We start from the raw sequence: 26,303 nt of genomic DNA, 5'->3' as shown, positions 1-26,303 counted from the left end.
CGATAGGCGCGCTCCTGTCAGCTTTCACGCCGCAAGAGTGCGCCAATTTCTTCGCCGCAGCAGGATATGATCCGGATTAAGTCGAATCCGCTCTAGAGCATTTTCGAGCGAACTGGACGCCGGTTCGCGTGAAGAAAATGCGTTAAAACAAATAACGAGTGCGCGTTTGGCGCAACGCGTACTTGCGCATTTTCGAGCGAAGTGGACGCCGGTTCGGTCAACGGGAGTTCACTGGACGGGCCTTAGAATTCGTAGCGCATCCCCACGGTCGGATCCACGGAATTGGCGTGGAGGAAGCCGCTCGCCATGCCGTTGGTCACCACGGTGTACATCAGGCCGCCATAGGCCTTGAGTTGGCGGTTGAAATGGTATTCCGCAACGGCGCCCAGAGCGTTTTCGGCGCCGCCGCAGGTCGAAGCCTTCGTCGACCAGCAATTTTGCTTTCCGTAGCTGTTTTGACCCAGAAGGTAATAGCCGAGGCTGATGTCGATTTTCGGATCGTAAGCGTATCTGAAACCGGTCCAGAACAGCTGCATGACCTTGTGATGGTACTGATAGGCGTTATTGGTCGCGACGCTGATCAGATAGCCGTTGTAATCCGTGTAGGGCGCGAGCAGCGGCGTCTTCGGATCCGAATAGATATAGTACTCGTAGCCGACGTAGAGCCTGAGGGGGCCTGTCGTGTATTTCGCCGAAACCAGGACCGCCTGGTTGTCGGAAATCGTGGCGGCCAGGCTTTGGGCGGGCTTGGTCGCGACCTGCGCCGCGCTCAGCGAGGACAGGGTGATGGCGCCGCTGACATGGCTGTAGGTGGCGTCGAAGGACAGAGCGTCGTAATCGAAGCCCGTGGACAATTGATAGGTCGGGGCGCTGGTCTGACCGGCGCCGGTTCCCGACGGGGCGAATTTGTAGATCGCGCCGAACCGGACCGGACCGTAGGTCACACGGTATTTGACGGCTTCGTCGAAGCGGGAGTTTTCGGTGTCGCCGCTTGACAGCGTGCTGCTGTAGCCGAGCAGCGAAAAGGCCAGAGAACTGGCGATCGGATCATAGGCGGAGCGGTCGTCCGTGGTCAGCGTGCGCTGGCGGCCGAAGGTCAGCACGCCGAAACGCTCCGAGGACAAGCCGACATAGGCGTAATCGTTGAAAGCCTGTCCGGCGCTGCGCGAATCCCCATTGGCGCTCTGCGCGGTGAGGGGGAGCCCGTTGTTCTGGACCAGGGAGGCGGGTCCGTTGCTCAATTGGCCGGACAGCGGGTTGAAATTGGTGTAGGCGGCGAAGACGCCCGCAAGTCCCGGAAGGAGTTGCTCGGAACCTTTGACGCCAATGCCGGAATAGCCCATGCCGCCGGGGGCGAGCCGAAACCCTGGCTTGTCGCTGTTCTTGCTGACGCCATATTCAATCCCTTGCGGAAAGGCGCCGTTCATGGGGACGCCGCGACTTTGATAGGCCACGCCGGCGTCGAGAGCGCCAAAGATCGTGACGCCCTTGAACGTGAGGGGGCCGCCGGTTTGCAAGGCCGCCGCGGGGGCTTGGGCCGCGCTGGCGAGATAGTCCGCGAAGGACGGCGCCGGCTGCGGCTCCAGCGCATCGAGACGGCGCTCCAGCGCGGCGTTTGCTTTCGTCAATTCGGTGATCTCGGCCGTCAAGGCCGCGACGCCCTCGGCGGCCTGCGCGCCGCCGTTGGAGATCGCCGCGCAGGCGAACGCGACGAGGGCCGCGGCGCGGGCGCGGGGGAGCGTTTTGTCATGCGGATCGGTCACCGGACCCTCTCTTCGATTATCGACTCCATAAACTCTATATAAAAACTCATATTATGTCGAGGCTTAACAATGCGGGTCTTCCGGCCGCAACGCGCCTGGCGACTCCTAGTCATAACACGCCAGGCAAACCGGGGGCTTTCGTCGCCGCCTCGCGCGGCGATGCGGCGGAACGTCACGCCAAAGCCCGCAGGAGCCGCGCGTCAAAACATGCGAGGATTATTCCGGGCGGCGGCACACCCGCACATAGGGATGGCGGCGGTCCCAGTCGTCGATCACCACCCTGGTGCGGAAAACGCAATTGGCCGCCCCGGTGTGCTCGCCAAAAACCGTGTTGGGGTGGCTGCCGCGGTTGAAGTCCATATTGCCGTCGGGATCATATTTGTACTGGCCGGACGTCCAGTAAGGTCCGGGATCGATGGGCCCGGGATCGCCGCGAAAGAAGGCCACGCCGCCGACGCTTCTCACCTCGCCAGACCCGGCGCTCGCCGCGCAGGCGGACGCCAGCAGCAGCATCGGCGCGAACAGGCGGATCCGTCGGACCTTGGGAAATTCGAACGAGGACATGCAAACCTCTCGCGCAACAGCGGACGGGACAGCTCATCGCGCCGGTCGTTCGCTTGCGGCAGAATACACCGGCCGCGACGAACGCGTCCATGGCGATCGCGCGCCTGGAGCGCGTGCGCCGACGCATTCCCGGACATTCCGCGAGGGGAGCGCGTCGCCACAGGCGATCGTCCGTCAATACCTCACGTCGATGTAAAGCGCCGTCTTGAAGTTGTAGACGGGATAGTTCCGGACGATGGGGGCGGACGCTTCCACGGAGATGGTGAACTGGTCGTTGATATTCTTGCCGATTTTAAAGTCGAGGGGAAGGAACAGGCGACCGGTCTGGCCGTTGAGCGGATCGCCGAAATTCAAGCGAATTTCTGGACTGGGATAAAGCACGAAAAACCAGCGGTTCGGCAATCCGAAATTGACAGTGGGGGATAGCTGCAAGTTGCTGATGGTTCTTCTGTTCGGATCGCCCGCGAAACTTTGCGCATAGCGGACCAGCGGCTCGAAATAACTCGCGGCGCTGATCTCCGGCAGGTCGTAGCGGATGGCGGCCCCGGGCATGACCTGCCACTTTCCCGAGCCGAACTGGTCGCCGCCGGTCGGCGCATAGATCCGGACGCCGACGCCCGCCCGCACCCGATCGTCCAATTGCCGGACCAGCGCGGCTTGCGCGTCGGTGTCGCCGAGCCCGCTGATGAATTCGCCCGTGGGGTTTGCCGAATTGATCGGATTCTTGTCGATCAGCCGGGCGTCGGCGCGCAGGCCCAGAGTCCAGCCCGCGTCGAGTTCGACGCGGCGGTCCATCCGCATCCGCAACGTATAAGTGGCGACGTTCCTCGGGTCGGCGTCCTGGATCTGATATTGCGGGGCGATCTGGAACAGATTGCGCGGCTTGACGAAATCGCTCTCCGGGGCGCCGGTCGACATCGGCGGATCGGGGTCGGGCGCCTGCTGCGCGGAGGCCGGAGCAAGAGCTAACGGGAAAAGCAGCATGCCGGGCGCCAGGATGTGCGCGGCAAGCCGCAGGCGCCCGCGGCTTGCTGGCGACGGGCGTGTTTGGCGAAGTGACATCCTAGGACTCGACCTCGACCTGTAAGAGCCCAAAAAAACCCAGGTGTGGCTCAGGCCTTTGCTGTTTGGAGCGCGCCGCGCCAGCGTCGAGACTGAAAGATTCAGGATTGGCGCGTCGCCGAGCGCAGAACGCGAGCGTCGCTCCGAGCATAAGGAGAGGCGAAAGGCGCATGATCTACTCCAAACGGGGCCGGATCTAGAAAACTGGAGTGAGCTTAACAGTTGGCTCCCCCATGGCACAGGTGAGATTATCCCCTATTGTCGAATAGCAAGTCTAAGTTGCCATTTAGTCACGTCGCTGTGGTCGGTATGCATGGAGAAAATTGACCAGCGGCCGGAGCGCGTCTCGTCGCGCGCAGAAGCGCCTTGCTCTTGGACTGGATGCACCGCCCTCGGTCATTTTCGGATGATGTGCAGGCCGTCGCTCTTCATGCATCCGATTATGAACCTCACCTAACGAGAGGGACGTCCACTCAATATTGCACCGCGACATAACGTCGGATGTATCAGCCCAAAGTCGATCCTTCTTGCTTTGAACTGTCACAAACGCCCAAAAGTTGTGGCAAATTTGGAACAGGGGCGGACAAACGGCGCTGCCGGGCCCCTTTCGAGGCGGAGGATCGTTGCCAAAAAATAAAGCCGATTTTATTCGTTGTGACAGCCGCGCTTGAGGGGTTAAGCGCGCCTCGTAGTTTCAGGTTGCCGCGACGTGTTTGCGTCTCGAACGGCCTTTGACCCTGGATGTGGAGACCGAAATGAAGAACCATTTGATGGCAGCGGCCGCCGTCCTCGCGTTGATGTCCGCGAGCTCCGTCGCCTATGCCGGCGAGGAAGCCGATGTGAAGGCCCTCAAGGCCCAGGCCGCCGAACTCAAGAAGCAGAACGCCGCTCTCGAACAGCGCCTGAACAAGCTGGAAGCGCAGCAGACCGGCGAAGCCGCCGCTTCCCCGACCGATTACCTCGCCCAGGTGACCAAGGGCCCGCTGCCGGTCCTCACCGATGACGGCCCGATCTGCTGGAAGGGCGTCTGCGTGTTCGGCGCCATCGACGGCGGCCTGAACTACAACACCCACGGCCTGCCGCTGAACAGCAAGTTCTACCTCGGCAACGAATTTCTGAACGCCAAGGCGCGCAGCGCCTATTTCGGCTTCAACCCGAACGGCCTGTCGACCTCGACCCTCGGCGTCAAGGGCGAGACCGAAATTCTGCCCGGCCTGTCCGGCGTGTTCATGGCCTCGACCAACATCAACCCGCAGTCCGGCCAGTTGGCCGACGCGCCCGGCTCGCTTACGTCGGTTAACGGCTTGAGCCCGTTCAACTGGTCGAACGTCGGCGACGGCTCGCGTGGCGGTCAGGCCTTCAACGACCAATTGTATGTCGGTCTGTCCTCCAAGGAATTCGGCACGCTGACCTTCGGTCGTCACCGCAGCTTCGCCACCGATCTGGTCGGCGCCTATGACGCCACCGGCGGCGCCTCCGCCTTCTCGGCGATGGGATATTCGGGCACGCTCGTTTCCGGCCAGGCCTTCACCGAAAACGGCCGCTGGGACGATTCGTTCAAGTATAAGGTCTCTTACGGCCCGGTTCGCTTCGGCGCGATGTACAAGTTCGCCGATGGCAATTCGGGCTCCAACCTGGCCGGCGGCAACCTGACCACGCATAACGACGCCGCTCAGTTCGATCTCGGCGCCAGCTATGCCGGCTTCGACATCGACGGCGTGATCGGCTACTACAACCAGGCGACCTCCGTCAGCCCGATCGGTTCGGCGGACTACACCGCTGGCCGCCAGTCCTTCACCACCAACAAGCCCGGCGTCGCGGCGGTCACCACGATCGGCAACAATCTCAGCAACACCTTGGCTGGTACGATTGCTGACGCCACCGGCGGCGCGATCGGCGCCAAATACACCTGGAACCAGTGGAAGCTCTACACCGGCTGGTCGCACATCATTCTGCACAACCCCTCCAATCCGGTCGGCGTTGGCGCTCAGAACGATCAGGGCGGCTATATCCTGAGCTCGGTCACCAACAACGCCTACTATCGCGCGAAGCTGCTCGACGGCATCTGGTTCGGTACGCGCTATGCGTATGATCCCAAGACCGATATCGTGGCGGAATACCAGCACTACTGGCAGAACGCCTATGGTTCGCCGACCCAGCTCGCCACCTGCGGCCAGGCTCGCGTCAATACGACGACCGGCGCCGCCATTCGTTCGGGCGCCTGCGCGGGCTCGATCGACTCCGGTTCGGTGTATGTCGACTACCACTTCACCAAGCGCTTCGACGTGTACGGTGGCGTGCTGTTCAACAGCTTCAACGGTGGCATGGCCTCTGGCTTCTTCTACACCACCAACTGGTCCCCGACGGTCGGCGCGCGCTTCGTCTTCTGATCGCGACAAGACCAGACTGGATGCGAATCGTCCCGCGAGCTTCGGCTCGCGGGATTTTTGTTGTTGACCAAGCGTTTGGCTGGTGTGTGGCCCCCGGTCCGGTGACTCGCGACCAACTCTGTTGCATCAATGCAACAGACGAATAAGAAGACGCATTACATAAGCCGCGCGCGCATCCTGGCGCATCATATTAACCTATTGATATTAAAAATGTATCTTTCTCCTTCATGCTTCTGGCGCCTGTTTTTTTGGCTTTGGGGACGAAATTTGCCCTGTTCTGAACAGCCTCGCTCAAGTAACCCATGAATAAATGTGTATCGGCGAGTAATAATGCGGAATGGCCCCGCCAAGCGCGCTGATTCACCGCTTTAAAATTGGGGGATTATCAGATGACGAGCAAATGGACCGGCTCGGTCGCCGCGATCGCGTTGCTGGCGTCCTTGGGGGCGGCGCGCGCCGAGAGCGCGGACGTCGCGACGTTGAAAGAGCAGACGGAAGCGCTGAAACAGCAAAACGCCCGTCTTGCCGAGCGCCTGAGCGCGCTCGAACAGCCAACGGCGGCTCAAGCCGCGCCGGCCTCGTCCGATTTCCTCGCCCAGGCGGCCAAGGCTCCGGTCGCCGCCCTCGCCGGCGACGGTCCCATCACGTGGAAGGGCCTGACCCTGTTCGGCGCGGTCGATATGGGCTTCGGCTACGCCAGCCACGGCCTGCCGCTCAATTCGAAATATTACTACGGCAGCGAGATGCTTCAGCCCAAGGCGTCGCACGCGCAATGGGGGCTTGCCCCGAACGGCTTGCAACTGTCGAACATCGGCGTGAAGGGCGAGACCGAACTGCTGCCCGGGCTTGCGGGCGTGTTCCAGGCGTCGACCCTGTTCAATCCGCATTCCGGCACGATCCAGAACAGCCCGGGCGCGATCATCATGAACAACGGCCTGAACTACCGCAATTATTCGATCGCGCTGGACGGCGCGCGCGGCGGTCAGGCGTTCAGCGACCAGCTTTACGTCGGTTTTTCCAGCAAGACTTACGGCCAGCTGACCTTTGGCCGTCATCGCAACCTTTCGAGCGACCTGCTCAGCGCCTATGACCCCACCGGCGTGAGCTCCGCCTTTTCGATCATCGGCTCCTCGGGAACCTACGTGTCCGGCCAGGGCGTGACCGAAACCGGCCGCTGGGACAATTCGCTGAAATACCGGATCCAGTACGAATCCGTCCGCTTCGCCGCCATGTACAAGTTCGTGGATGGCAATGGCGGCTGCAATTATCTGAGCTCGACCGGATTGAAGCCGGCGGGAACGACGCAAGAGTGCTTCGCGACGCACAATGACGCGGGCCAGGTCTCGCTGGGCGGCGACTACGGCGGATTCAGCATGGACGGCATGCTGGGTTATTTCAATCAGGGCACCTATGTCGGCAGCCCGCTGACGGCGGCGCAGTTCGCCGGCGCGGACTCCTACACGTCGCCCACCGGCGCCGTGGTCACGAGCACCAGCAATTCCAACGCCAACACGCTGGCGGCGACGGTCTCCGACATGACCGGCGGCGCCCTGGGACTCAAATACACCTGGGATCAATGGAAACTCTACGGCGGCTGGTCGCACACGATCGCGCATAACCCGAAGAATCCGCTGGGCATCGGGGCCACCAACGACCAGGGCGGCTATATCCTGAGTTCGGCCAACAACGCGGCCTTTCCGCACGCGCGCCTGCAGGACACGTTCTGGGTCGGCTTCCGCTACGCCTATAACGAAAAGACGGAAATCATCGGCGTCTACGAGCATGTCCATCAGAACGCGTTCGGTTACGCGGCGGGCACGCCGGGCGCGCCGACCTCGCTCAGCCTGGCGACCTGCAATCTCGCCCGTTTCAATCCCGCGGGCGCCGGCAGCAATCCGCGCAGCAACACCTGCGCCGGCGATCTCGATCAAGGCTCGTTGTTCGTCGACTACCACTTCACCAAGCGGTTCGACGTTTACGGCGGCTTGAACGTGGAAGCGCTCAGCGGCGGCATGGCGTCGGGCTACATCTACACCAACATATTCTCGCCCACGGTCGGCGCGCGCTACCGCTTCTGACGCGCCGGACAAGAGATCGGATCGCGCGAGCTTTTGCTCGCGCGATCTTGTTTTGAGCCGCTATTCATTCTTGCCAAGCTGGCGACCGAAGTTTAGCAAAACCGCCAGATTCCCCAACAATGAGGCTGATGATGGCGAGCTATAATATTTTCCTGCTTCCCGGCGATGGCATCGGGCCGGAAGTGACGGCGGAAGTCGAGAAGGTCGCCAAGGTCGTCTCGGACGCCGGTCTCGCCAAATTCGAGTTCGAAAAGGGGCTGGTCGGCGGCTCCGCCTATGACGCGCATGGCCTGGCGATCTCGGAAGCCGACATGGCGCGGGCGCAGGCCGCCGACGCCGTGCTGCTCGCCGCCGTGGGCGGGCCGAAATGGGCGAATGTTCCCTATGACGTGCGCCCGGAGGCGGGTCTGCTGCGGCTTCGCAAGGATTTGGGGCTGTTCGCGAATTTGCGCCCGGCCTTGTGCTATCCGGCTCTGGCCGAGGCCTCCTCGCTCAAGCGCGAGCTGGTCGAAGGCCTCGACATCATGATCGTGCGCGAGCTGACCGGCGGCGTCTATTTTGGCGAGCCCAAGGAAATCACCAATCTGCCAAACGGCCAGAAGCGCGCCGTGGATACGCAGGTCTACGAAACCTATGAGATCGAACGCATCGCCGCCGTGGCCTTCGAGATGGCGCGCAAGCGGCGCAACAAGGTGACGTCGTCCGAAAAGCACAATGTGATGAAGTCCGGCTTGCTGTGGAAGGAAGTGGTCACCGACGTCCACAAGAAGAGCTATGCCGACGTGCAGCTCGAGCACATGCTGGCGGATGCTTTGGGCATGCAGCTGGTGCGCTGGCCCAAGCAGTTCGACGTGATCGTCACCGACAACCTTTTTGGCGACATGCTGTCGGACGTCGCCTCCATGCTCACGGGCTCGCTGGGCATGCTGCCCTCCGCCTCGCTCGGCGAGGCCGACGCCAATGGCAAGCGCAAGGCCATGTATGAGCCCGTGCACGGCTCGGCCCCGGATATTGCGGGCAAGGGCATCGCCAATCCGATCGCCATGATCGGCTCGTTCGGCATGGCTTTGCGCTATTCCTTCGGCCTGATCGAAGCGGCCGACCTCATCGAGAAGGCGATTTCCGATGTGCTCGCCCAGGGCCTGCGCACCGCCGACATCAAGGGTCAGGCGGCGTCGAGCATCTCGACCTCGGCGATGGGCGACGCCATCGCCAATGCGCTGAAGAAGGCGATCTAAAAATCAAGGGCGGCGCGAGCCGCCCTTTCCATTTCTACTTCAGGAACACGTAGATATCGGCCTTGAGCGCCTGATCCGAGGCGTCCTTGCCCTCGACCAGATAGTCCTCGAGATAGATGTTGGTCGCCTCCAGCCCCTTTTCGTCGAGATAGGCGGTGATGGCGTCGTAAGTCGTGTCGATGTCGTCGTAGCTGCCGGTGTGAGTGAATTTGATCGCCTTGCCGGCCGGCGATTCACCCAAAATGATTCCTTCGGGCAGGCTCGGCTTGGCGCCGGGCTCGACCGGCAAGATGGCGTCGAATTTGAAGCCGGCGTCGTCGGTCTCGGTGAAGGCGGCCATGCCATGGTCGACCGGCTTCAAGCCGGCCTTTTGCGCGGCGGCGCGCAGTTTTTCGATACCCTCGCGGATTTTCGCATAGCCGTCTTCCCAATTCGCCGAACTGTGGATGACCAGCGCCGGACGGGGAGCGAGGTCGGCGGGCTTCAGCGTTTCCATCTCCGCGGCGGCGTGAGGCGCTGCGGCCTCGGCGGGCGTCGCGGGGGCAGGAGCCGCGGGAGCAGGGGCGGCGGGCGCCGGCGCCGCAGGGGCCGGCGTGGGCGCGGGCGTTGCCGGCGCCGGCGGGGCTGGCGTTTCCGCGACGCTCGCGGTCATGGCGACGGCCAGCGCCATGCAGGCGAGCAGGGGCGCGCGGCAGGAAGCAAAGTGGCCGGTCTTCATGGCAAGCTCCAAACAATCGTCGAAATGCAACGGCGGCAGTCTCTGGCTCCGCGCCGTCTTTTCTCCTATATACCGCCTAAACCGGACATGAATGGCGAGCAAGCATGGATCAGGCGCCTCTCACCGCATTTGCGGAAAATCCTTTGGTCGGGCGCGAGATTCACAAGATGAACGGCGCCGGCAACGCCATACTGGTGCTCGACCTGCGCGGCGCCGGTTTTTTGCCACGCGCGGAAGATGCGCGCGCCCTGGCGCGGGCGCCGGGCCTCGCCTATGACCAGTTGATGGTTCTGGGCGACCCCTCCGAGCCCGGCGAAACCGCCTTCATGACCATTTTCAATCAGGACGGCTCGCTGTCGGCCTCCTGCGGCAATGGCACGCGCTGCGTCGCGCATTATCTCGCGGAACGGACCGGGGCGACGCAATTGCGCCTCGCCACCTCCGCCGGCAAGCTTGAGGTTTCTCGCGAGAGCGCGCTGTCCTACACCGTCGACATGGGGGCGCCGCGCCTGGGCTGGCGGGACATTCCGCTGGCGCGCGAGGCGGAGACCGCCGCGGTCGAACTGGGCCATTTTGGTCTCCCGCCGGCCTCCTGCGTCAGCATGGGCAATCCGCACGCCATTTTCTTCGTCGAGGCGATCGACGCCTTCAACCTCGAGGTGATCGGCCCCCGGCTCGAACATGACCCGATGTTCCCGGAAAGGGCGAATATCTCGCTCGCCCAGCCGCTGACCGCCGATCATATCCGCCTAAAAGTCTGGGAGAGGGGGACCGGGCTGACGCTGGCCTGTGGCACCGCCGCCTGCGCCACCGGGGTCGCCGCCGCGCGCGCCGGTCTGTCCGGGCGTCGCACCAAAATTTCGCTGCCCGGGGGCGATCTGCTCATCCATTGGCGTGAGGCCGACGACCACGTCGAAATGACCGGCCCGGTCGAAGCAGAGTTTTCGCAAACGCTCGACGCCGCCGTTTTCGCGGGTGAAAATGGCTGACGACGGTCCCGAGATCGTCACCTTCGGCTGCCGTCTCAACATGGTGGAATCCGAAGTGGTCCGGTCGCTGGCCGCGCAGGGCGCCGAAAAGGGCGTGGTGATCGTCAACACTTGCGCGGTCACCGCCGAGGCGACGCGACAGGCGCGTCAGGCGATCCGCCGCATCGCCCGCGAAAAGCCGGAGGCGCGCATTGTCGTCACCGGCTGCGCCGCGCAGATCGACCCGAAAACTTTTGGCGACATGCCCGAAGTGGCGCATGTGCTTGGCAATGCCGAAAAAACCATCGCCAAGAGCTGGGACCATTTTACCTCGCGCGAAAATGTCGGCGCGATTGCGGAGGTTCGGCGCGGCAATGCGCCGGCGCCGCTGCTCTCGGCGCTTGAAGGCCACACACGCGCCTTTCTCGCCGTCCAAAACGGCTGCGACCATTGCTGCACCTTTTGCGTGATCCCAAGGGGGCGCGGCCCCTCGCGCTCCGTCGCCGAGGACGAGGTTTTGGCGCAGGCCCGGCGTTTCGTCGAAACCGGCCACAAGGAATTGGTTCTCACCGGCGTCGACCTCACCTCCTGGGGCGGCGACCTCGCGGGAGCGCCCAAGCTCGGGCGTCTGGTGCGCCTGCTGTTGCGGGAACTGCCGAAATTGCCGCGCCTGCGGCTGTCGTCGATCGATTGCATCGAGGCCGACGACGATCTCACCGCCGCCTTTGCCGACGACGAGCGGCTGACCCCCTATCTGCACCTGTCCCTGCAATCCGGCGACGACCTCATCCTCAAGCGGATGAAACGGCGTCACAGCCGGGCGCAGGCCGTCGATTTTTGCGCGGGCCTGCGGGACAAGCGCCCCGACATGGCCTTTGGGGCCGATCTGATCGCCGGATTTCCCACCGAGGATGATGAGGCCGCCGCCCGCAGCCTGGCGCTGGTCGAGGACTGCGGCCTAGCCTTCCTCCACGTCTTCCCGTTTTCCGCGCGGCCGGGGACGCCGGCGGCGCGGATGAAGCCGGTTCCCTCCGCCCTGATCAAGGCCCGCGCCGCACATCTGCGGGCGCAGGGGGACAGGGCGTTGGCGCGCCATCTGGCCCAACAGGTGGGGCGACGCGTCCAAATTCTCGCGGAGCGCGGCGGCATGGGGCGGGCCGCCGATTTCACCCCGGCGAAAACGCCGGGCGTCGAGCCCGGTCGTTTGTTCAAGGCCGACGTGATCGGCTGTTCCGGCGGCTCCCTCGACCTCAATCTGTCCTGACCGGAAACATTCGGGCCCAAAAAGGCGCCTAACACCGGATTCATCATGAATCCAGAAGCTTGGTCGTCGGTAACCAGACCTCCGCTCCTTCGCCGCACACTGGCTGTGTTCGGAGCGCGCCTCTCGCGCGAAGGAGACCGATGGCGGACACTCTTTTTCATGGCGACAACGCACCGTTCCTGGGCCTGGAGACGCCGCGCCGGCGACCGGGCGAGCGATCGGACATCGACCTCTTGCGCCAGAGGGTGCGCGACCTCGGCGTCGATCTGAGACGCAACTGGAGCGACCCGCCCGAACCTGTCGCGGAAGTCAGGCGTCCCCCGGTTCCGCCGCCGCAGCGCGGCGAAAGATTCGTCGCTCCGCGTGCGGCGCCCGCGCCGGCGAAGGCGGAGGACGCCATCGCCTTCGCCGTCAAGCTGGGCCAATCGGCGTTCGGCGTCCTGGCCGCAAGGCGCGGGCTGGCGCTCAAAAGCCTGCTCGGCCTCCTGCTCGCGCTGGGCGCGGCGGGTCTGCTGCGCGACTGGCCGGTCGCGGTCGAGCCGGCGGTCGCGCCGGCGCCTCCCGCGACCTGGGTCGATATCGCCAAACCCTATCCTTTGTTTGAACTGCTCGCCCCGAGTCTCGGCCAGCCCGTCTATACGGCGCGCCGCCATGCGCCGGGCGGCGGCCGCGAGGATGTCCTGACCTTCGGCCAATTCGGCGGTGCCAAACCGTTTTTGCGCCTGAACGTCTATCGCCAGGGCGAGGAGGAGGTCGTCGACGCCGTCTATTTCGTCGATATGGCGCGCCGCGCCGCCGCCTCTGGCCTCGGCGTCCTGCAAGCGGAGCTTCCCCAGGCCCTGTCCACCCGCTTCGGCGATTTCGAATCGGGCGGTCTGGAGCTTTCCGGGGCCGGGAACATGAAACGCGGCAATTGTCGCGGTTTTCGCCTCGCGCTGGAAAAACCCGCCCTGACCCTGGGCGGCCTGATGTGCGGCGCCGGCGAGGACAAGCTCGCCGCCGCCGATCTGGCCTGCGCCCTCGACCGGCTCGATCTGGTGGCGGCGGGACAGGATCTTGAACTCGCAGATTTCTTCGGCGCTGCCGGCGGCCGGAAAAGCCGTGCCTGCGCGGACACGGTGCGAAGAAAATGAAAGGCGTCGGCTATCGCTTGACCCATCGAAGCAGTAAAGTTGAGCATTCGCAGCAGGAGTGTCCCATGCGCATTTCCGTTTTAGTCGTGGCGGCCGTCGCCAGCCTGGGCGCGACCGCCGCCTTGGCGCAAAGCCACCAGATCGAAGTGAAGAAGCACCGCAGTTTCCTCGACACGGGCAATGTCGTGCCCGTGGGCTCCCAGAACCTTTACGCCGTCGACAGCGCCAATCTGAATTATGCCGCGCCCGGCGGCGCGGCCCGGCGCGACGAGCTCCACCAGGGCCTTCTGCCGGCGCCCGGCGATCCCATCGGCTGGGCCCCGCGCTGAACGCTGCGGACCTACGTCAGAAACCCCGCCCGATCCGGCGGGGTTTTTTATTGGGAGCGCATCGCCATCAGATTAGAAAACCTCTAAACTGCCGAAAATCTTTTGCGCCGCCGGCTCCGCTCGCGGAGATTGCGGGCAGGAATTTTGGACTGGAGCCTGTCGAATGCGCAAAATATTCTCCTCCACCCTTGTCGCGGCCCTCGCTCTTGCGGGCGCGGCCTCCGCCAAGGAATATCCGGTCGGGCAGAAACAGCAGATCGGCGGCATGGAGGTCGGCGCCGTCTATCTCCAGCCGATCGAAATGGACCCGCCAGGCATGATGCGCGCGGCCAAGGACTCCGACGTGCATCTGGAGGCCGACATTCACGCCTCCAAGGGCAATCCCAACGGTTTTGCCGAAGGCGACTGGATTCCCTATCTCGCCATCGCCTTTGAGCTGACCAAGCTCGACGACGGCCAGACGGTGAAGGGCGATTTCATGCCCATGGTCGCCAATGACGGCCCGCATTACGGCGAGAACGTCAAAATGTTCGGCCCCGGCAAGTATAAGCTGACGCTGAAAATCTCGCCGCCGAACTCGTCCATGCACAACCATTTCGGCCGCCACACCGACAAGGAGACGGGCGTCGGCGAATGGTTCAAGCCGCAGACGGCGGTTTATGAGTTTACCTATGCCGGCATCGGCAAGAAGGGCGGCTATTGATTGGCCTGCATCCTGCTTGCGGATGAGGATTGAACGGAGAATGACGATGCGGGCGAGGGGACTGGGGCTGGCTTTGGTTTGCGGCTTGCTGGCGCCGTTGGTGGCTCTCGCGCCCGCGCGCGCGGTGGACGACCCGACGTTTCGCATCGAGTTCAACGACGGCGCGATCACGCCGGGGCGGCTGGAAGTGCCCGCCAACACCCGCTTCCGCCTTGAGCTGAAGAATGTGGGAAAAACCCCGGCGGAATTCGAGAGCAAGGAGCTGAAGAAGGAAAAGGTCTTGGCCGCGGACTCCGAATCCGTGCTGGTGTTCCGCACGCTCGATCCCGGCGAATATCCGTTCTTCGACGATTTCCACCCCGACGCGCCCCCGGCGATCCTTGTGGCGAAATGAGTCCGTCATGAACATGGCGATCCGCGAGCCAGACGCGACACCGGCGCCCGTCCGAACAGGCGGCGCCGCCCGCGCGCTCGCCGGGTTCGGTAATGTCTTGATGCGCCATCAGGCGCTCATCCGCCGCATGCAATGGGTGGTGGTCGGCTTCTACCTGCTGCTGGTCGCGGTACCCGCCTTTCTGCCGCTGCCCGAATCCCACGCCCATCTCTGGAACAACCTCACCCTGTTCGCCCAATTCGCCTTCTGGGGGGTGTGGTGGCCGTTCGTGCTGCTGTCCATGGTGCTGGTCGGCCGGGTCTGGTGCGGCCTGTTCTGTCCGGAAGGCGCGCTGACCGAAGTGGCGAGCGAACACGGCCGCGGCCTGTCGCTGCCGCATTGGCTGTCATGGAAGGGCTGGCCGTTCCTGGCCTTCGTGCTCACCACCATCTACGGCCAGATGGTCAGCGTCTATCAATATGCCGCGCCGGCCTTGCTGGTGCTCGGCGGCTCGACAATCGCCGCCATCATCGTCGGCTATTTGTGGGGCCGCTCGAAGCGGGTGTGGTGCCGCTATCTCTGCCCGGTGTCCGGCGTGTTCGGGCTGCTTTCCAAACTGGCGCCGATCCATTTCAGGGTGGATGAGCAGGCCTGGCATGCCCATAATGAGAGCGGCGCGCCGACGCCGAAACTCAATTGCGCGCCGCTGGTGCCGGTCAAGATCATGAAGGGGGCGAGCGCCTGCCACATGTGCGGCCGCTGCTCCGGTTTCAAGGATTCGGTCTCTCTGTCGTTCCGCGCGCCGGGCAGCGAAATCGTCCATGTCGCCGGCAAGACCCCTCGGCCCTGGGAAACGGCGCTGATCGTGTTCGGGCTGATGGGCGTGGCGGTCGGCGCGTTCCACTGGTCGGCGAGCCCCTGGTATGTCGCGGCCAAGCAGATCGCCGCGGAAAAACTGGTGGATTTCGGCGCGGTCTGGATGCTCAAGCCGCTCGCGCCCTGGTGGCTGTTGACCAATTATCCCGACCAGAACGACACCATGTCGCTGCTCGACGGCGCCATGCTGCTCGCCTATGTCGCCGGGACCGCCGCCGTGATGGGCGGTTTTCTGCTGGCCTGCCTTGGGCTCGCCGCCCGCGCATTGGGCCCCGCCAAAATTTCGGCGCGGCTGCACCATCTCGCCCAATGCCTGATTCCCGTTGCGGCCTGCGGCGTGTTCCTCGGCCTGTCCGCGCTGACCGTGACCCTGCTCAAGCAGGAGGGGGTGCGCCTGACCTTCGTGCCGCAAATCCGGGCGTTCCTGTTGGCGGGGGCCGGGCTTTGGGCCGCCGGCCTCGCCTGGCGGGTGAGCGGCCTTTACGCCGCCGCGCCGCGCCGCGCTCTCGCCATGGTCCCGATGCTCGCCGCCATCGGCGCCGGGGTCGGCGCCTGGATCATGCTGTTCTGGCTCTGGTGAGCTGGCCAAAAACCACCTATTGAGGGCGCCGCGACCTGGCGCCGTTTGCCGGGCGCGCGGAGTTTTCCATGGGCGCGCTGGTTTTCGTCACTTCCGTTCCTTTTGCCGCGGGCGAAATCGGCCGCACGCTGCACAATCTGCTCAAAGCGATGAGCCCGCAGGATCGCGCCCGCGCCATTGTGGTCGCGCTCGACGTCGCCATGGACACCGCGGAATTCGCGCAAAATTTTCCGGGCGCGCGGCTGGTCCTGGTGGATTCTCACGACGAGAGCGGACGGTTCGACTTCGGCGGGCGCCATCCGGCGCGCTGGATCTATCAGCAGACCACGCCCTGGCACTGGAATTCCGCCGCCGTGTTCCGCGTTTTGCGTCGGCTGGCGGCGGAACAGCCGCTCGACTACATCGAATTTCCCGACCGGGGCGGCCTCGGTTTCGTCGCCACTCAAGAGAAATATTTGTCCGCCGCGCTTGGCGACGCGCGGATCGCGGTGCGGCTCTATGGCCCCACCGCTCTGCTGCTGCATCAGCAGTCCTCCGCCAGGGCCTGCCCGTCGCTGGCGCTGGCCGATCAGGAGCGCAAGGCGCTGCGCGATTGCGACGTGATCGTCGCCCCGCTCGCGCCCGTCGCCGACTATGTCGCGAAATGGCTGGGGTTTTCGACGGAGGAATGGACGCCGCGCGTCCTGCTCCACGCGCCCCCGGTCCTGGCCGAGCGCGGGGACGCCCTCCTGCCGTCGCCCGAGACGCCGGTGGTGTTCGACGCCGAGATGCAGGGCGTGAATCGGCCCGATCTGTTCATTCGCGGCTTCGCCGCCTTCTGCAACACGAATCCGGATTATCGCGGCAGGGCGCAGCTTTTGGCGCCAGCGGAGGGCGACGATCCGATCTGCCGCGAGGCCGCGCTGCGGCTGATCCCGGCCAAACTGGCGGCGCGTTACGATCTTGTCCCGCCGCGCGCCGGGGAAGCCCTGTCGCACAGCATTTTTGTCGCGCCCGGCGTCTTCGACGCATTCTGCCTCTCTGCCTATGAGGCGTCGCGGCGCGGCGCCGTTCCCGTGCTCAACCGCGACAATCCGGCTTTCGGCGAGGGGACGCCGTGGATTGACGGCGTGAACTGCATCAAATTCGAGGGCGGCGCGCTGAACCTTGGCCGCGCCTTGCAACGCGCTTTGGCGCTGCCGCAGCCGCTCTCCGCCGTCGAGGTTTCGAACAATCCCTGGCCCTGGACGGCGGCGCCCTTTGTTGCCGCGACAGCGCCGTTAGACGGCGAAAAGCCGCTGGTGTCGGTGATCGTTCCGCATTTCAATCTTGCGGACTATCTGCCCGACACGCTCGCCTGCCTGCGCGCGCAGGATTATGACAACATCGAAATCATCGTCATCGACGACGCCTCCACCGACGAGGCCTCGGCCAAATTGCTGGCGCGTTTGCGCGGTGAACAGCACGAAAAATTCCGGCTGATCGAATCGCCCGGCAATGTTGGCCTGTCCGCCGTCCGCAATCTCGGCGTCGCCGCCGCGCGCGGCCGCTACATCCTGCCGCTCGACGCCGACGATGTGATCGATCCGCGTTTCATCGCCCTCGCCGTGCGCGCGCTCGAACGCCATAGACAGTTCGATATGGTCGTCACCCAGGCCGCCTATTTCGAACATGTCGCGGAAATCCCGGCGCCGGGGGAGGCGCGCGATCTCGACGATTTCGCCGTGTTCATCGGCGAGCCCAAGCTTGCCGGCGTCCGGGAAAACCGGTTTTCGACCTGCTCGGCGCTGATCCGCGCCGAGCTTTTGCGCGCAAACCCCTATGCCGAGGCGATGCGCGCCTATGAGGACTGGTCGCTCTATCTGCGGCTGGTGCAGCGCGACGTGCGCGTGCTGGTGACGACCGATGCGCTGTTTTTCTACCGCAACCGCCCGGCCTCCATGGTCAAGGAGGACCGCGATCCCGCGCGGCGCGCCCAATTCGTCCACGACATGCTGCGCAATGCGGTGGACGTGTCGAAATTGCCGCCTCTCGCCTATCTGGCGTTCTCGCCGCCGCCGCCGGTCCCGCCTGTGGTGGTCGAACACCGGATCGACGTCTGTCCCTTCGACATGCCGCGCGAGGCCGCGCGCCGCCTGCTGATCAAGGCGGCCAAGCGCGAAATTTTGCTGTGCCGGATCAAGCGCTTTCTGATGTATCCGCTGCCGCGACAGCGGCGCCATCAGCGCAAGCGGCTGCGGGAATGGAAGAGCCTGCTGCGGGACGTCCAGGGCTGGCGCTGACGGGTTCCACGGCCAACTGATCCAGGGCGCCGACCAGCAATGAGAGGTCGACGGGCTTGGTCAAAAAGCCCTGCATGCCCGCAGCCCGCGCGGCCTCGCGGTCATCGTCGAACGCATTGGCGGTCAGCGCCAGGATCGGCACGGGTTTTTCGAACCGCGCCTGTTCGATCGCGCGGATCATTTTCGCCGCGGAGAGACCGTCGAGCCTGGGCATGCGCAGGTCCATGAGCACGGCGGTGAAGCGCGGGATCAGGCCGTCCAGGCTGTTCTCGATGAGGGCGACCGCCTCCTCGCCGTCGCGGGCGCGCAAAAACACGGCGCCGAGCCTGCCGAGCTGTCGCTCGACGAGCAAAGCGTTGATGTCATTGTCCTCCGCCAACAGGATGTTTTTTCCGTAGAGGAGGGGGGGCGGCGCTTCCGCGCTCCTGGCCTCGCCGGCGTTCGCCCGGCCCGTGGCGTAGACGAGTTTCTTGGCGACCGATTCCAGGCGCACCGGCTTCACCAGCCAGCCATCAAAATGTTTGAGCATGGCCTCGCCGAAGGCGCGGCGCTCCAGCGGCGAGAATTGCAGCACGCGCTTGCAGCCGGGGAAATGGCGCGACAGCGCCGCGAGTTCTCCGATGATTTTTTCGCCGAACGAGCAGTCGAAAATGACGATGTCGAAATTTTGCGCGAGCATAGACGCGGCGCGCGCCTGGTCGCGCGCGACATGCGTTCGCGCGCCCTCGTCCGCGAGGCGGCGGGCCAGAAATTCGCCGCCAAACGGCGCATCGCCGACGATCAGGATGCGCCGCTCCGCAAGGCGCCGACCGATCTCGCGCGGCGAGAACTTGCCGCGCGCCAGCGGGATTTCAAAACAGAAATGCGATCCCTGCGGCCCCGAGCTTTCCAGCCAAAGCCTGCCGTCCATCTGCTCGACGATCCGCCGCGAGATCGCCAGCCCCAGGCCGGTTCCCTCATAGCGCCGGGTGGCGGAGCCGTCGCCCTGCTCGAAATCCTGGAAAATCGTCGCGCGCTGCGATTCGCGCACGCCCGGCCCGGTGTCGCGGATGGAAAAACGCAGCCGGCCCTCGGCGCCCGCGCCGATTTCGAGCGCGACGCCGCCGGATTCGGTGAATTTGACCGCATTGCCGACGAGGTTGATCAGCACCTGCCGCAACCGGCCGGAATCGCCGATCGCCAATCTCGGCAGGTCCTTGTCGACAAAACTGCAGATCTCCAGGCCCTTGTCCTGCGCGCGCGGCGCCAAAAGCTCCACCGCGCCTTCGATCAGCGCGGGAAGGTCGAATTCGACGGGGCGCAGCTCCAGCTTTCCCGCCTCCAGGCGGGAGAAATCGAGGATGTCGTTGATGAGCGACGACAGAGCTTCGCTGGAGGCGCGGATTGCGGCGAGATAGGATTCTTGCTCGGCGTTCAGCGGCGTGGCCGCCAGGAGTTCCGCCAATCCCAAAATGCCGTTGAGCGGCGTCCGGAACTCATGGCTGACCGTGGCGAGGAAGCGGGACTTGGCTTCGCTCGCGGCTTCGGCCTTGTCACGCGCGGCGGCGGCGGATTTCAGCTCCCAGACTTCGTCCTGGGCGGACTCCAGCCGCTGTTCCGCCGCGTGAAGCCGCGCGGCGCAGCGCCGCAGTTTTACGGCGAGAACCGCCGCGCCCGCGAGCAGGGCGGCGAGGGCCAGCAATGCTATGGAAAGAGCCATGGGCGTCGCAACGTCCGTTCAGCCGCCGCAAGAATGCGCGCCCGAAATCATGCGCCCGCGCGTGTCAACATTCTCTTACCCAGGCGGGCTACCCAAGGGACGCCGCGCTTTGGCGCTCGCCCTCGGCCATCGCGGCCATCACCCGCTTCAACCCGTCGCGCCAGTGCGGCAGGCGGACGCCATGCGTGTCCGCGAGCTTTTGCGTGGACAGCCGCGAATTCGGCGGCCGTTTCGCCGGCGTGGGATAGCCGCTGGTGGGTATCGAAACCACGTTCGCGCTCGCTCCGCCGTGGGCGGCGGATTGGGCGAAAATCTCGCGGGCGAAATCCGCCCATGTCGTCTCGCCCTGCGCCGTCATGTGGAACACGCCGCGCAAGGTTTCATCGTGCGGCCGCGCCAAAAGGTTGCGCGCCACGGCGACCACCCCCTGGGCAATGTCCAGCGCAGAGGTCGGCGCGCCCCACTGGTCGGCGACCACCTGCAATTCGGGACGCGTCTGCGCCAGCCGCAGCATGGTCTTGACGAAATTCGCGCCCCAGGGCGCGTAGACCCAGGAGGTGCGCAGAATCGCATGGTTCGGCGTCGCCGCCCTCACCGCCTCCTCGCCGGCGGATTTCGATGCGCCATAAGCGCCGAGCGGCCCGACCGCATCCGATTCCCGCCAGGGCTTTTCGCCCGATCCGTCGAACACATAGTCGGTGGAAATCTGGATGACCGGCACGTTCAAAGCCGCGGCGGCGCGCGCCACCCGGCCGGCCCCGCGCCCGTTGACGGCGAAGGCCAGTTCGCGCTCGCTCTCGGCCTTGTCCACCGCCGTATAGGCGCCGGCGTTGACGATGACGTCGGGGCGCACCTGGGCGAAAACAGCCGTGGCGTCGCCTTCGGCGGCCAGGTCGAACGCGTCGCGGCCCAAGGCGACGACCTCGAGATCCGGGCCGGCGAGCGCCTGCAGGGCGCGGGTGACCTGCCCGTCGCGGCCGGTGACGACCAGCCTCATGGCGCAGTCACCAGACCGAGCCGTTCGCCGGCATAGACTTTGTCGCGCAGCGGCCGCCACCACCATTCATTGTCGAGATACCAGGCCACGGTCTTTTCGATGCCGGTGTCGAAATTCTCCTGCGCGCGCCAGCCGAGCTCGGTCTCCAGCTTGGTCGCGTCAATGGCGTAGCGATGGTCGTGGCCGGGCCGATCGGTGACGAAGGTGATCAGCTTTTCCCGGCTTTCCGCGCCCGGGCGGGCGCGGTCGAGGATCTGGCAAATGCGCCGGACGATGTCGATGTTGCGGCGCTCGTTGCGCCCGCCGACATTATATTTCTCCCCGAGCCGTCCCCGCGTGAGGATGGTCAGCAGGGCGCGCGCGTGATCCTCGACATAGAGCCAGTCGCGCACATTGGAGCCGTCGCCATAGACCGGCAGCGGCTTGCCGTGCAGGGCGTTGAGGATCACCAGCGGAATGAGCTTTTCCGGGAAGTGATAGGGGCCGTAATTGTTCGAGCAGTTCGAAATCACCACCGGCAGGCCATAGGTGCGGCCCCAGGCCACCGCCAGATGGTCGGACGCCGCCTTCGACGCCGAATAGGGCGAGGAGGGATCGTAGGGCGTCGTTTCCTCGAAAAGCCCGTCAGGCCCAAGCGAGCCATAGACCTCGTCGGTGGAGACGTGCAGGTAGCGAAAGGCGTCGCGCTTTGGCGCCGGCAAGGCGCTCCAATAGGCGCGCGCGGCTTCGAGCAGAGTGAAACTGCCGACGACATTGGTGGTGACGAAATCGCCGGCGCCGGTGATCGAGCGATCGACATGGCTTTCGGCGGCCAGATGCATCACGCCGTCGGGCCTGAATTCGGCGAAGGCCGCGTCCATGGCGGCGCGATCGCAGATGTCGGCTTTGAGAAAATGGTAGTTGGGATCGCTCGCGACTGCGCGCAGCGAGTCCAGATTGCCGGCATAGGTGAGTTTGTCGACGTTGAGCACCGTCGCGCCCTCGCCGATCAAATGACGGCAGACCGCGGAACCGATGAAACCCGCGCCGCCCGTGACCAGAATTCGCATTGACGCCACCCTATATCAATCCGCCCTCGGCGATGCGAAGCAGGAAGCGGCCATAGGCCGTCTTGCCGAACAATTGGCCGCGCGCGATCAGCTGATCGCGACCGATAAACCCGTTAAGGTAAGCGATTTCCTCGAGGCAGGCGACTTGAATCCCCTGGCGCTTCTGGATGACCTGGACGAATTCGCTGGCCTCCAGCAGGCTGTCATGCGTGCCGGTGTCGAACCAGGCGTAGCCGCGCGACAGGCGCTCGACATGAAGCGCGCCCATTTCCATATAGATGCGGTTGACGTCAGTGATCTCGAGTTCGCCGCGCGGCGAGGGCTTCAAATTGGCCGCAATGTCGATGACGCGGTTGTCGTAGAAATACAGGCCCGTCACCGCCCAGGGCGAGTCCGGCTGGGTCGGCTTTTCCACGATGGCGAGGGGGCGGCCCTCGGTGTCGAGGGTGACGACGCCGTAGCGTTCGGGATCTTCGACGTGATAGCCGAACACCGTCGCGCCCGAGCTGCGTTCGCGGGCGCGGTTGAGCGCGGCGCGCATGCCCGCGCCAAAAAAGATGTTGTCGCCCAGCACCAGGCAGACCGGGTCCGTCCCGACGAATTCAGCGCCGAGGACGAAGGCCTGGGCCAGTCCTTCCGGCTTGGGCTGCACCTTGTAGGAAATCGCCAGGCCGAACTGCTCGCCGGAGCCGAACAGGCGCTGGTAATTGTCGATATATTCCGGGGAGGAAATGATCAGGATTTCACGAATGCCGGCGAGCATCAGCACCGAGATCGGATAATAGATCATCGGCTTGTCGTAGATCGGCAACAATTGCTTGTTGATCGCCAGCGTCGCCGGGTGCAGCCGGGTGCCTGAACCGCCTGCAAGAACAATGCCCTTCATCGAATACTCCAGGGAACAAACTCAGGAAAAACAGGCGGGAAGGTCGCAAAGCTTGGGGTGGGTGCGGTCCTTGGGCGACAGCAGGTAATTTTCGGCCGGCCGCGGCCAGTCGATGCCGAGCGCGGGATCGTCGAAGGCCAGCCCCCGGTCGCATTCGGGCGCGTAATATTCCGTGACCTTGTAGACCACTTCCGTGTCGGGTTCGAGCGTGCAGAAGCCATGGGCGAAGCCGACGGGAATCCAGAACTGCCGCCAGTTTTCGGCGCTCAGCGTCACCGCGACATGGCGGCCAAAGGTGGGGGATGAGCGGCGCAGATCGACCGCGACGTCGAAGATGGCGCCACGGGTCACGCGCACCAGCTTGCCCTGGCCCATGGGATCAATCTGGAAATGCAGGCCGCGCAGCGTCCCCGCCGGCTTTGACAGCGATTGGTTGTCCTGCACGAATTTTTGGGGGCCGATCAGCGGCGCGACAACGCGCTCGTTATAGGTTTCGGAAAAGAAGCCGCGCTCGTCGCCAAATTTTTTCGGGGTCAGCAGAACGGGACCGGCGATTTCAAATGTCTGGTGCTCCATACGCTCTCAAACCTGTTCAAATTCGCCCGCAGTGAACCATAGGCGCGGCGCCTAGGCAACAAGGGCCATTGTTAATATCGCACCAACGGATGTTGCGAAAGGCGTTGTTAATCATCCCGACTCCTCTCGATCGGCAGGCGCTTCACGCGGCGTTCGCCTCCCGACCCCGCGCGACAAAACCCGGGTTGGCGTAGCCTGCGCCGCTCTTGCCATAGACGAAGGGCGCGCCATCGACGGTTTCGGTCTGTCCTCCCGCCGCGCGCAACACCGCGTCGCCGGCGGCGGTGTCCCATTCCATGGTGCGACTGAGGCGCGGATAGACGTCAGCCGCGCCTTCAGCGATCAGACAGAATTTGATCGACGAGCCCGAGGGCGCGGCGGCGCAGTCATGATCGGTGAGCCAGTCCTGCGTCTCCATGTCGAGATGCGAGCGACTCACCACTGCGACAAGCTTGTCCGACGCTGTCCGGCAGCCGATCTCGGTCCAGACGATGCGCGCGGGATCGGCGGCGCCCAAGGGCAGGACGCCGGCGCGGGCGCGCGTTTCGTAGCCGACCCAGATGCGCCCTTGCGCCGGCGCGAACACCACGCCGCAAACCGGCGCGCCATGCTGGATCAGCGCGATGTTGACGGTGAACTCGTCCGCGCCCTTCAAGAATTCCTTGGTGCCGTCGAGCGGATCGACCAGGATGAAGCGATCGCCGTCAAATTCGGGCGTCTCGGCCTCTTCCGAAACCACAGGGATACCGGGCAGCGCGACCGCCAGCCGCGAAAGGATGACGGCATTGGCGGCGAGATCGGCTGGAGTCACCGGGCTGCCGTCAGCTTTCGCCCGCGCCTGAGCCTCCGCGCGCCAGAACGGCAGGATCGCGGCGCCCGCCTCCAGGGCGGTTGCGATGAAAAGCGCGGCGAGGGCGGCGAAATCGGTCTGGGCGTCGGCCATGGGGCTCCATTTTGCTGAACTTGCGAGTCCAGCTTTGTGTCGTCAGCTCTTGCTCGACTTCCTTCTGCTTGTCAGGAAACGCCGCTGATGAGAGCCCGTTCGGCGAAGCTTCGTTCACCAACGGGCTCTGGCCCCGTCAGGCCGCCTGGCTCTGAGGCGCAAAGGTTTCCAAGCGCTGGAGCCAACCCTGCGCGCCGTCCTCGTCGATTTGGTTGGTCTCGCGCAGCTTTTGCACCAGAGAAGGCAAAGCTTCCTTGAGCGCGAGGAGGAGAAGCCGGTCGTTTTCCCGGGCGAAGCTCGCGACGAGTTGATCAAACTCCTCGTTGCCTTTCACCTTGAAATAGGGGCCGTAGCTGTCGGAGGTCGTTCCCGGCCAAGTCGAGAACAAGGTCGGATGCGTGGCCCCCGAGCGGAATTCCAGGCCGACCTGGCCGCGCTCCTCGTAAACCTTGAACTTCACCCTGGGCCACAGCCGCCCGTCCTTCGACAGCGTGTCGACCGACAGATCAATATGCCGATATGTTTCGTTGGCGAACACGCCGTCAAGGCGCACCTTGTTGAACCGCGCGTTGCTCCGCCGGACAAACAAGGGTTTGCGCAGCCGTCTCGGCGCCAGCCGAACATCCGCGCATGACAGAACCGCCGGGCGCGCGCCCTCATTGCCGAGGTGACGGAACGACAGCGCCAAATGGGCGAAAGCGGGCGCGTCGGGGGGAAGAACAAGGGAGAGCGCGACGCCATCGCCGCTGGCCCGCTGCGGCGATGACCAGGCGAATGCGACTTTTTGGGTCTTCTCGACCTCGTCTCCCAATTCACTTGCGGGCACGAGGGCCAGCGCGACCTCGACCGGCTCCTCCCCCTCGCCACGCGCGCGCGCCGTGATCGCGGCGCTTTGCGTGAGGTCTATGTCATAAAACATCAGCAGCGCGTCAGCGCCGGGTTCGAGGCGCAGACGTTTCTCATCGGCCGGCGACGCCTCCTCGACCGCCTTGCCGAGCAGCCGCGCCGCGCGCCAGCTGGAGGCGTCGAGGCGAGCGGCCGGGACGACGGGACGCCCATTCGCGCCGGGCCAAACCCAATATGGCGACGTCGCCAGCCGCAATGCGCGCGTCGAAAACAGGCGGGCTGCAGGACGCGTTTCATCGCCGACAGCCGAAGATATAAGAATTTTTCCGCCCGCGCCGATCTTGCCGCGCACCACGAGCGAAGCCTGGCCCGGCGCCTGCGCGAGCGAAGCCGCGAAGTCCAGCGCCAACCATTCGAGCGAAGCCGGAAGCGCGCGCGCCGGAATGCGCCAGGCGCCAAGCGTCTCCTCGTGCGCGTCGAGGAAGGCGACTTCAAGCCCGTCGTCGGGCCTGAGGCCCTCGCCCGCGACCTTCAAGGCGATGGCGGCCAGGCCGGAAACACCGATCTCAAGGGGAGCGACCAGTTCGAACGGCGCGTCGCGCGCGATCACGCTGGCCGCGTCGCCAAGTGCGCCGCCAGGCAGAGCGATCAGGCCGTGCGGATCGCTGGCGGCGGCCTCGGCGAGGGCGGCCAGGGCCTCCGAGACTCGCTCGAGCGCCTCGTCGCGCGTCGGCGCGACGAGCACTGTTGGCGCCTTTCTGCCGAGGTCGGCGAAATGTCGCTCGAGAGTCTCACGCTCCGCCTCGGTTTCGACAATGGCGAGCAGGACCTGACCGCCGGCCTCGGCGGAGAAGGCGGCCTCACCGGTCTGGCCGACGCGGAATGTCAGGCGGCGCAAGCCGCCGATCCTTTCGCCTGGAAATCTCGACACCGCGCTCTCGGAGATGACCACGGTGGGCAAAATCGGGGTAGACGAGGCGGTCATGGGGGTCCCTGTGAACATGGGC

General features: G+C 64.7%; 22 protein-coding genes. 11 read left to right on the top strand and 11 right to left on the bottom strand.

Features of this window, described 5'->3' with window-relative positions; genetic code table 11:
- Nucleotides 1-242: 242 nt before the first annotated feature.
- The 3 genes from M2320_RS10760 to M2320_RS10750 form a co-directional block, all read right to left on the bottom strand.
- A complete protein-coding gene (locus M2320_RS10760; RefSeq protein ID WP_264597274.1) occupies nt 243-1,763 on the bottom strand; it encodes a porin in 1,521 nt (506 codons plus the stop codon).
- Between the two features lie 216 nt (nt 1,764-1,979).
- Nucleotides 1,980-2,327, bottom strand: coding sequence for a hypothetical protein (locus tag M2320_RS10755; RefSeq protein ID WP_264597273.1), 348 nt, complete (start codon nt 2,325-2,327; stop codon nt 1,980-1,982).
- 174 nt (nt 2,328-2,501) lie between these two features.
- Nucleotides 2,502-3,311, bottom strand: a complete 810-nt coding sequence (locus M2320_RS10750; protein WP_264597272.1) for a hypothetical protein — start codon at nt 3,309-3,311, stop codon at nt 2,502-2,504.
- 833 nt (nt 3,312-4,144) lie between these two features.
- On the opposite strand from M2320_RS10750, the gene M2320_RS10745 reads away from it, so the two are divergent.
- The 3 genes from M2320_RS10745 to leuB all read left to right on the top strand — a co-directional run bounded on the left by M2320_RS10745 (nt 4,145) and on the right by leuB (nt 9,095).
- A complete protein-coding gene (locus tag M2320_RS10745) occupies nt 4,145-5,779 on the top strand; it encodes a porin (RefSeq protein ID WP_264597271.1) in 1,635 nt (544 codons plus the stop codon).
- A 389-nt stretch (nt 5,780-6,168) separates the two neighbouring features.
- Nucleotides 6,169-7,857, top strand: a complete 1,689-nt coding sequence (locus M2320_RS10740) for a hypothetical protein (RefSeq protein ID WP_264597270.1) — start codon at nt 6,169-6,171, stop codon at nt 7,855-7,857.
- 131 nt (nt 7,858-7,988) lie between these two features.
- A complete protein-coding gene (gene leuB, locus M2320_RS10735) occupies nt 7,989-9,095 on the top strand; it encodes a 3-isopropylmalate dehydrogenase (protein WP_264597269.1) in 1,107 nt (368 codons plus the stop codon).
- A 34-nt stretch (nt 9,096-9,129) separates the two neighbouring features.
- On the opposite strand, the gene M2320_RS10730 is transcribed toward leuB, so the two are convergent.
- Nucleotides 9,130-9,813 carry a GyrI-like domain-containing protein gene (locus M2320_RS10730; protein ID WP_264597268.1) on the bottom strand — a complete coding sequence of 228 codons (684 nt, stop codon included), beginning with the start codon at nt 9,811-9,813 and terminating at the stop codon, nt 9,130-9,132.
- A gap of 104 nt (nt 9,814-9,917) precedes the next feature.
- On the opposite strand from M2320_RS10730, the gene dapF reads away from it, so the two are divergent.
- The 8 genes from dapF to M2320_RS10690 all read left to right on the top strand — a co-directional run bounded on the left by dapF (nt 9,918) and on the right by M2320_RS10690 (nt 18,300).
- Nucleotides 9,918-10,802: a diaminopimelate epimerase gene (gene dapF, locus M2320_RS10725; protein WP_264597267.1), complete on the top strand. Its 885-nt coding sequence runs from the start codon at nt 9,918-9,920 to the stop codon at nt 10,800-10,802.
- Nucleotides 10,795-12,045, top strand: coding sequence for a tRNA (N(6)-L-threonylcarbamoyladenosine(37)-C(2))-methylthiotransferase MtaB (gene mtaB, locus M2320_RS10720; protein WP_264597266.1), 1,251 nt, complete (start codon nt 10,795-10,797; stop codon nt 12,043-12,045). Before dapF ends, mtaB begins: the two co-directional genes overlap by 8 nt.
- Nucleotides 12,046-12,185: 140 nt before the next feature.
- On the top strand, nt 12,186-13,178 hold the full coding sequence (locus tag M2320_RS10715; RefSeq protein ID WP_264597265.1) for a hypothetical protein: 993 nt from the start codon (nt 12,186-12,188) through the stop codon (nt 13,176-13,178).
- A 65-nt stretch (nt 13,179-13,243) separates the two neighbouring features.
- A complete protein-coding gene (locus tag M2320_RS10710) occupies nt 13,244-13,507 on the top strand; it encodes a hypothetical protein (RefSeq protein WP_184426540.1) in 264 nt (87 codons plus the stop codon).
- Between the two features lie 163 nt (nt 13,508-13,670).
- Complete coding sequence (locus M2320_RS10705; protein ID WP_264597264.1) at nt 13,671-14,210, top strand: iron transporter; 540 nt, start codon at nt 13,671-13,673, stop codon at nt 14,208-14,210.
- 46 nt (nt 14,211-14,256) lie between these two features.
- Complete coding sequence (locus M2320_RS10700; RefSeq protein WP_425540672.1) at nt 14,257-14,604, top strand: cupredoxin domain-containing protein; 348 nt, start codon at nt 14,257-14,259, stop codon at nt 14,602-14,604.
- 13 nt (nt 14,605-14,617) lie between these two features.
- Nucleotides 14,618-16,039: a 4Fe-4S binding protein gene (locus M2320_RS10695; protein ID WP_425540674.1), complete on the top strand. Its 1,422-nt coding sequence runs from the start codon at nt 14,618-14,620 to the stop codon at nt 16,037-16,039.
- Between the two features lie 68 nt (nt 16,040-16,107).
- Nucleotides 16,108-18,300, top strand: coding sequence for a glycosyltransferase (locus M2320_RS10690; protein ID WP_264597262.1), 2,193 nt, complete (start codon nt 16,108-16,110; stop codon nt 18,298-18,300).
- Here M2320_RS10690 and M2320_RS10685 read toward each other — a convergent pair.
- The 7 genes from M2320_RS10685 to M2320_RS10655 form a co-directional block, all read right to left on the bottom strand.
- On the bottom strand, nt 18,197-19,999 hold the full coding sequence (locus tag M2320_RS10685; RefSeq protein ID WP_264597261.1) for an ATP-binding protein: 1,803 nt from the start codon (nt 19,997-19,999) through the stop codon (nt 18,197-18,199). The two genes, M2320_RS10690 and M2320_RS10685, sit on opposite strands and share 104 nt — an antisense overlap.
- Before the next feature lie 88 nt (nt 20,000-20,087).
- Nucleotides 20,088-20,996, bottom strand: coding sequence for a dTDP-4-dehydrorhamnose reductase (gene rfbD / locus M2320_RS10680; protein ID WP_264597260.1), 909 nt, complete (start codon nt 20,994-20,996; stop codon nt 20,088-20,090).
- Entirely contained in the window at nt 20,993-22,045 is a 1,053-nt protein-coding gene (gene rfbB / locus M2320_RS10675; protein WP_184426528.1) for a dTDP-glucose 4,6-dehydratase, read from the bottom strand. The genes rfbD and rfbB overlap by 4 nt, the downstream gene beginning before the upstream one ends.
- A 10-nt stretch (nt 22,046-22,055) precedes the next feature.
- Entirely contained in the window at nt 22,056-22,931 is an 876-nt protein-coding gene (gene rfbA, locus M2320_RS10670; protein WP_264597259.1) for a glucose-1-phosphate thymidylyltransferase RfbA, read from the bottom strand.
- Between the two features lie 21 nt (nt 22,932-22,952).
- A complete protein-coding gene (gene rfbC, locus M2320_RS10665) occupies nt 22,953-23,507 on the bottom strand; it encodes a dTDP-4-dehydrorhamnose 3,5-epimerase (RefSeq protein ID WP_264597258.1) in 555 nt (184 codons plus the stop codon).
- Between the two features lie 142 nt (nt 23,508-23,649).
- Entirely contained in the window at nt 23,650-24,450 is an 801-nt protein-coding gene (gene cysQ, locus M2320_RS10660) for a 3'(2'),5'-bisphosphate nucleotidase CysQ (protein ID WP_264597257.1), read from the bottom strand.
- A gap of 136 nt (nt 24,451-24,586) precedes the next feature.
- Complete coding sequence (locus M2320_RS10655) at nt 24,587-26,281, bottom strand: hypothetical protein (RefSeq protein ID WP_264597256.1); 1,695 nt, start codon at nt 26,279-26,281, stop codon at nt 24,587-24,589.
- Nucleotides 26,282-26,303 lie beyond the last annotated feature (22 nt).

This window comes from Rhodoblastus acidophilus, assembly GCF_025961575.1.
GTDB lineage: Bacteria > Pseudomonadota > Alphaproteobacteria > Rhizobiales > Beijerinckiaceae > Rhodoblastus > Rhodoblastus acidophilus_C.
This window is presented reverse-complemented; position numbering and strand designations above follow the sequence as displayed.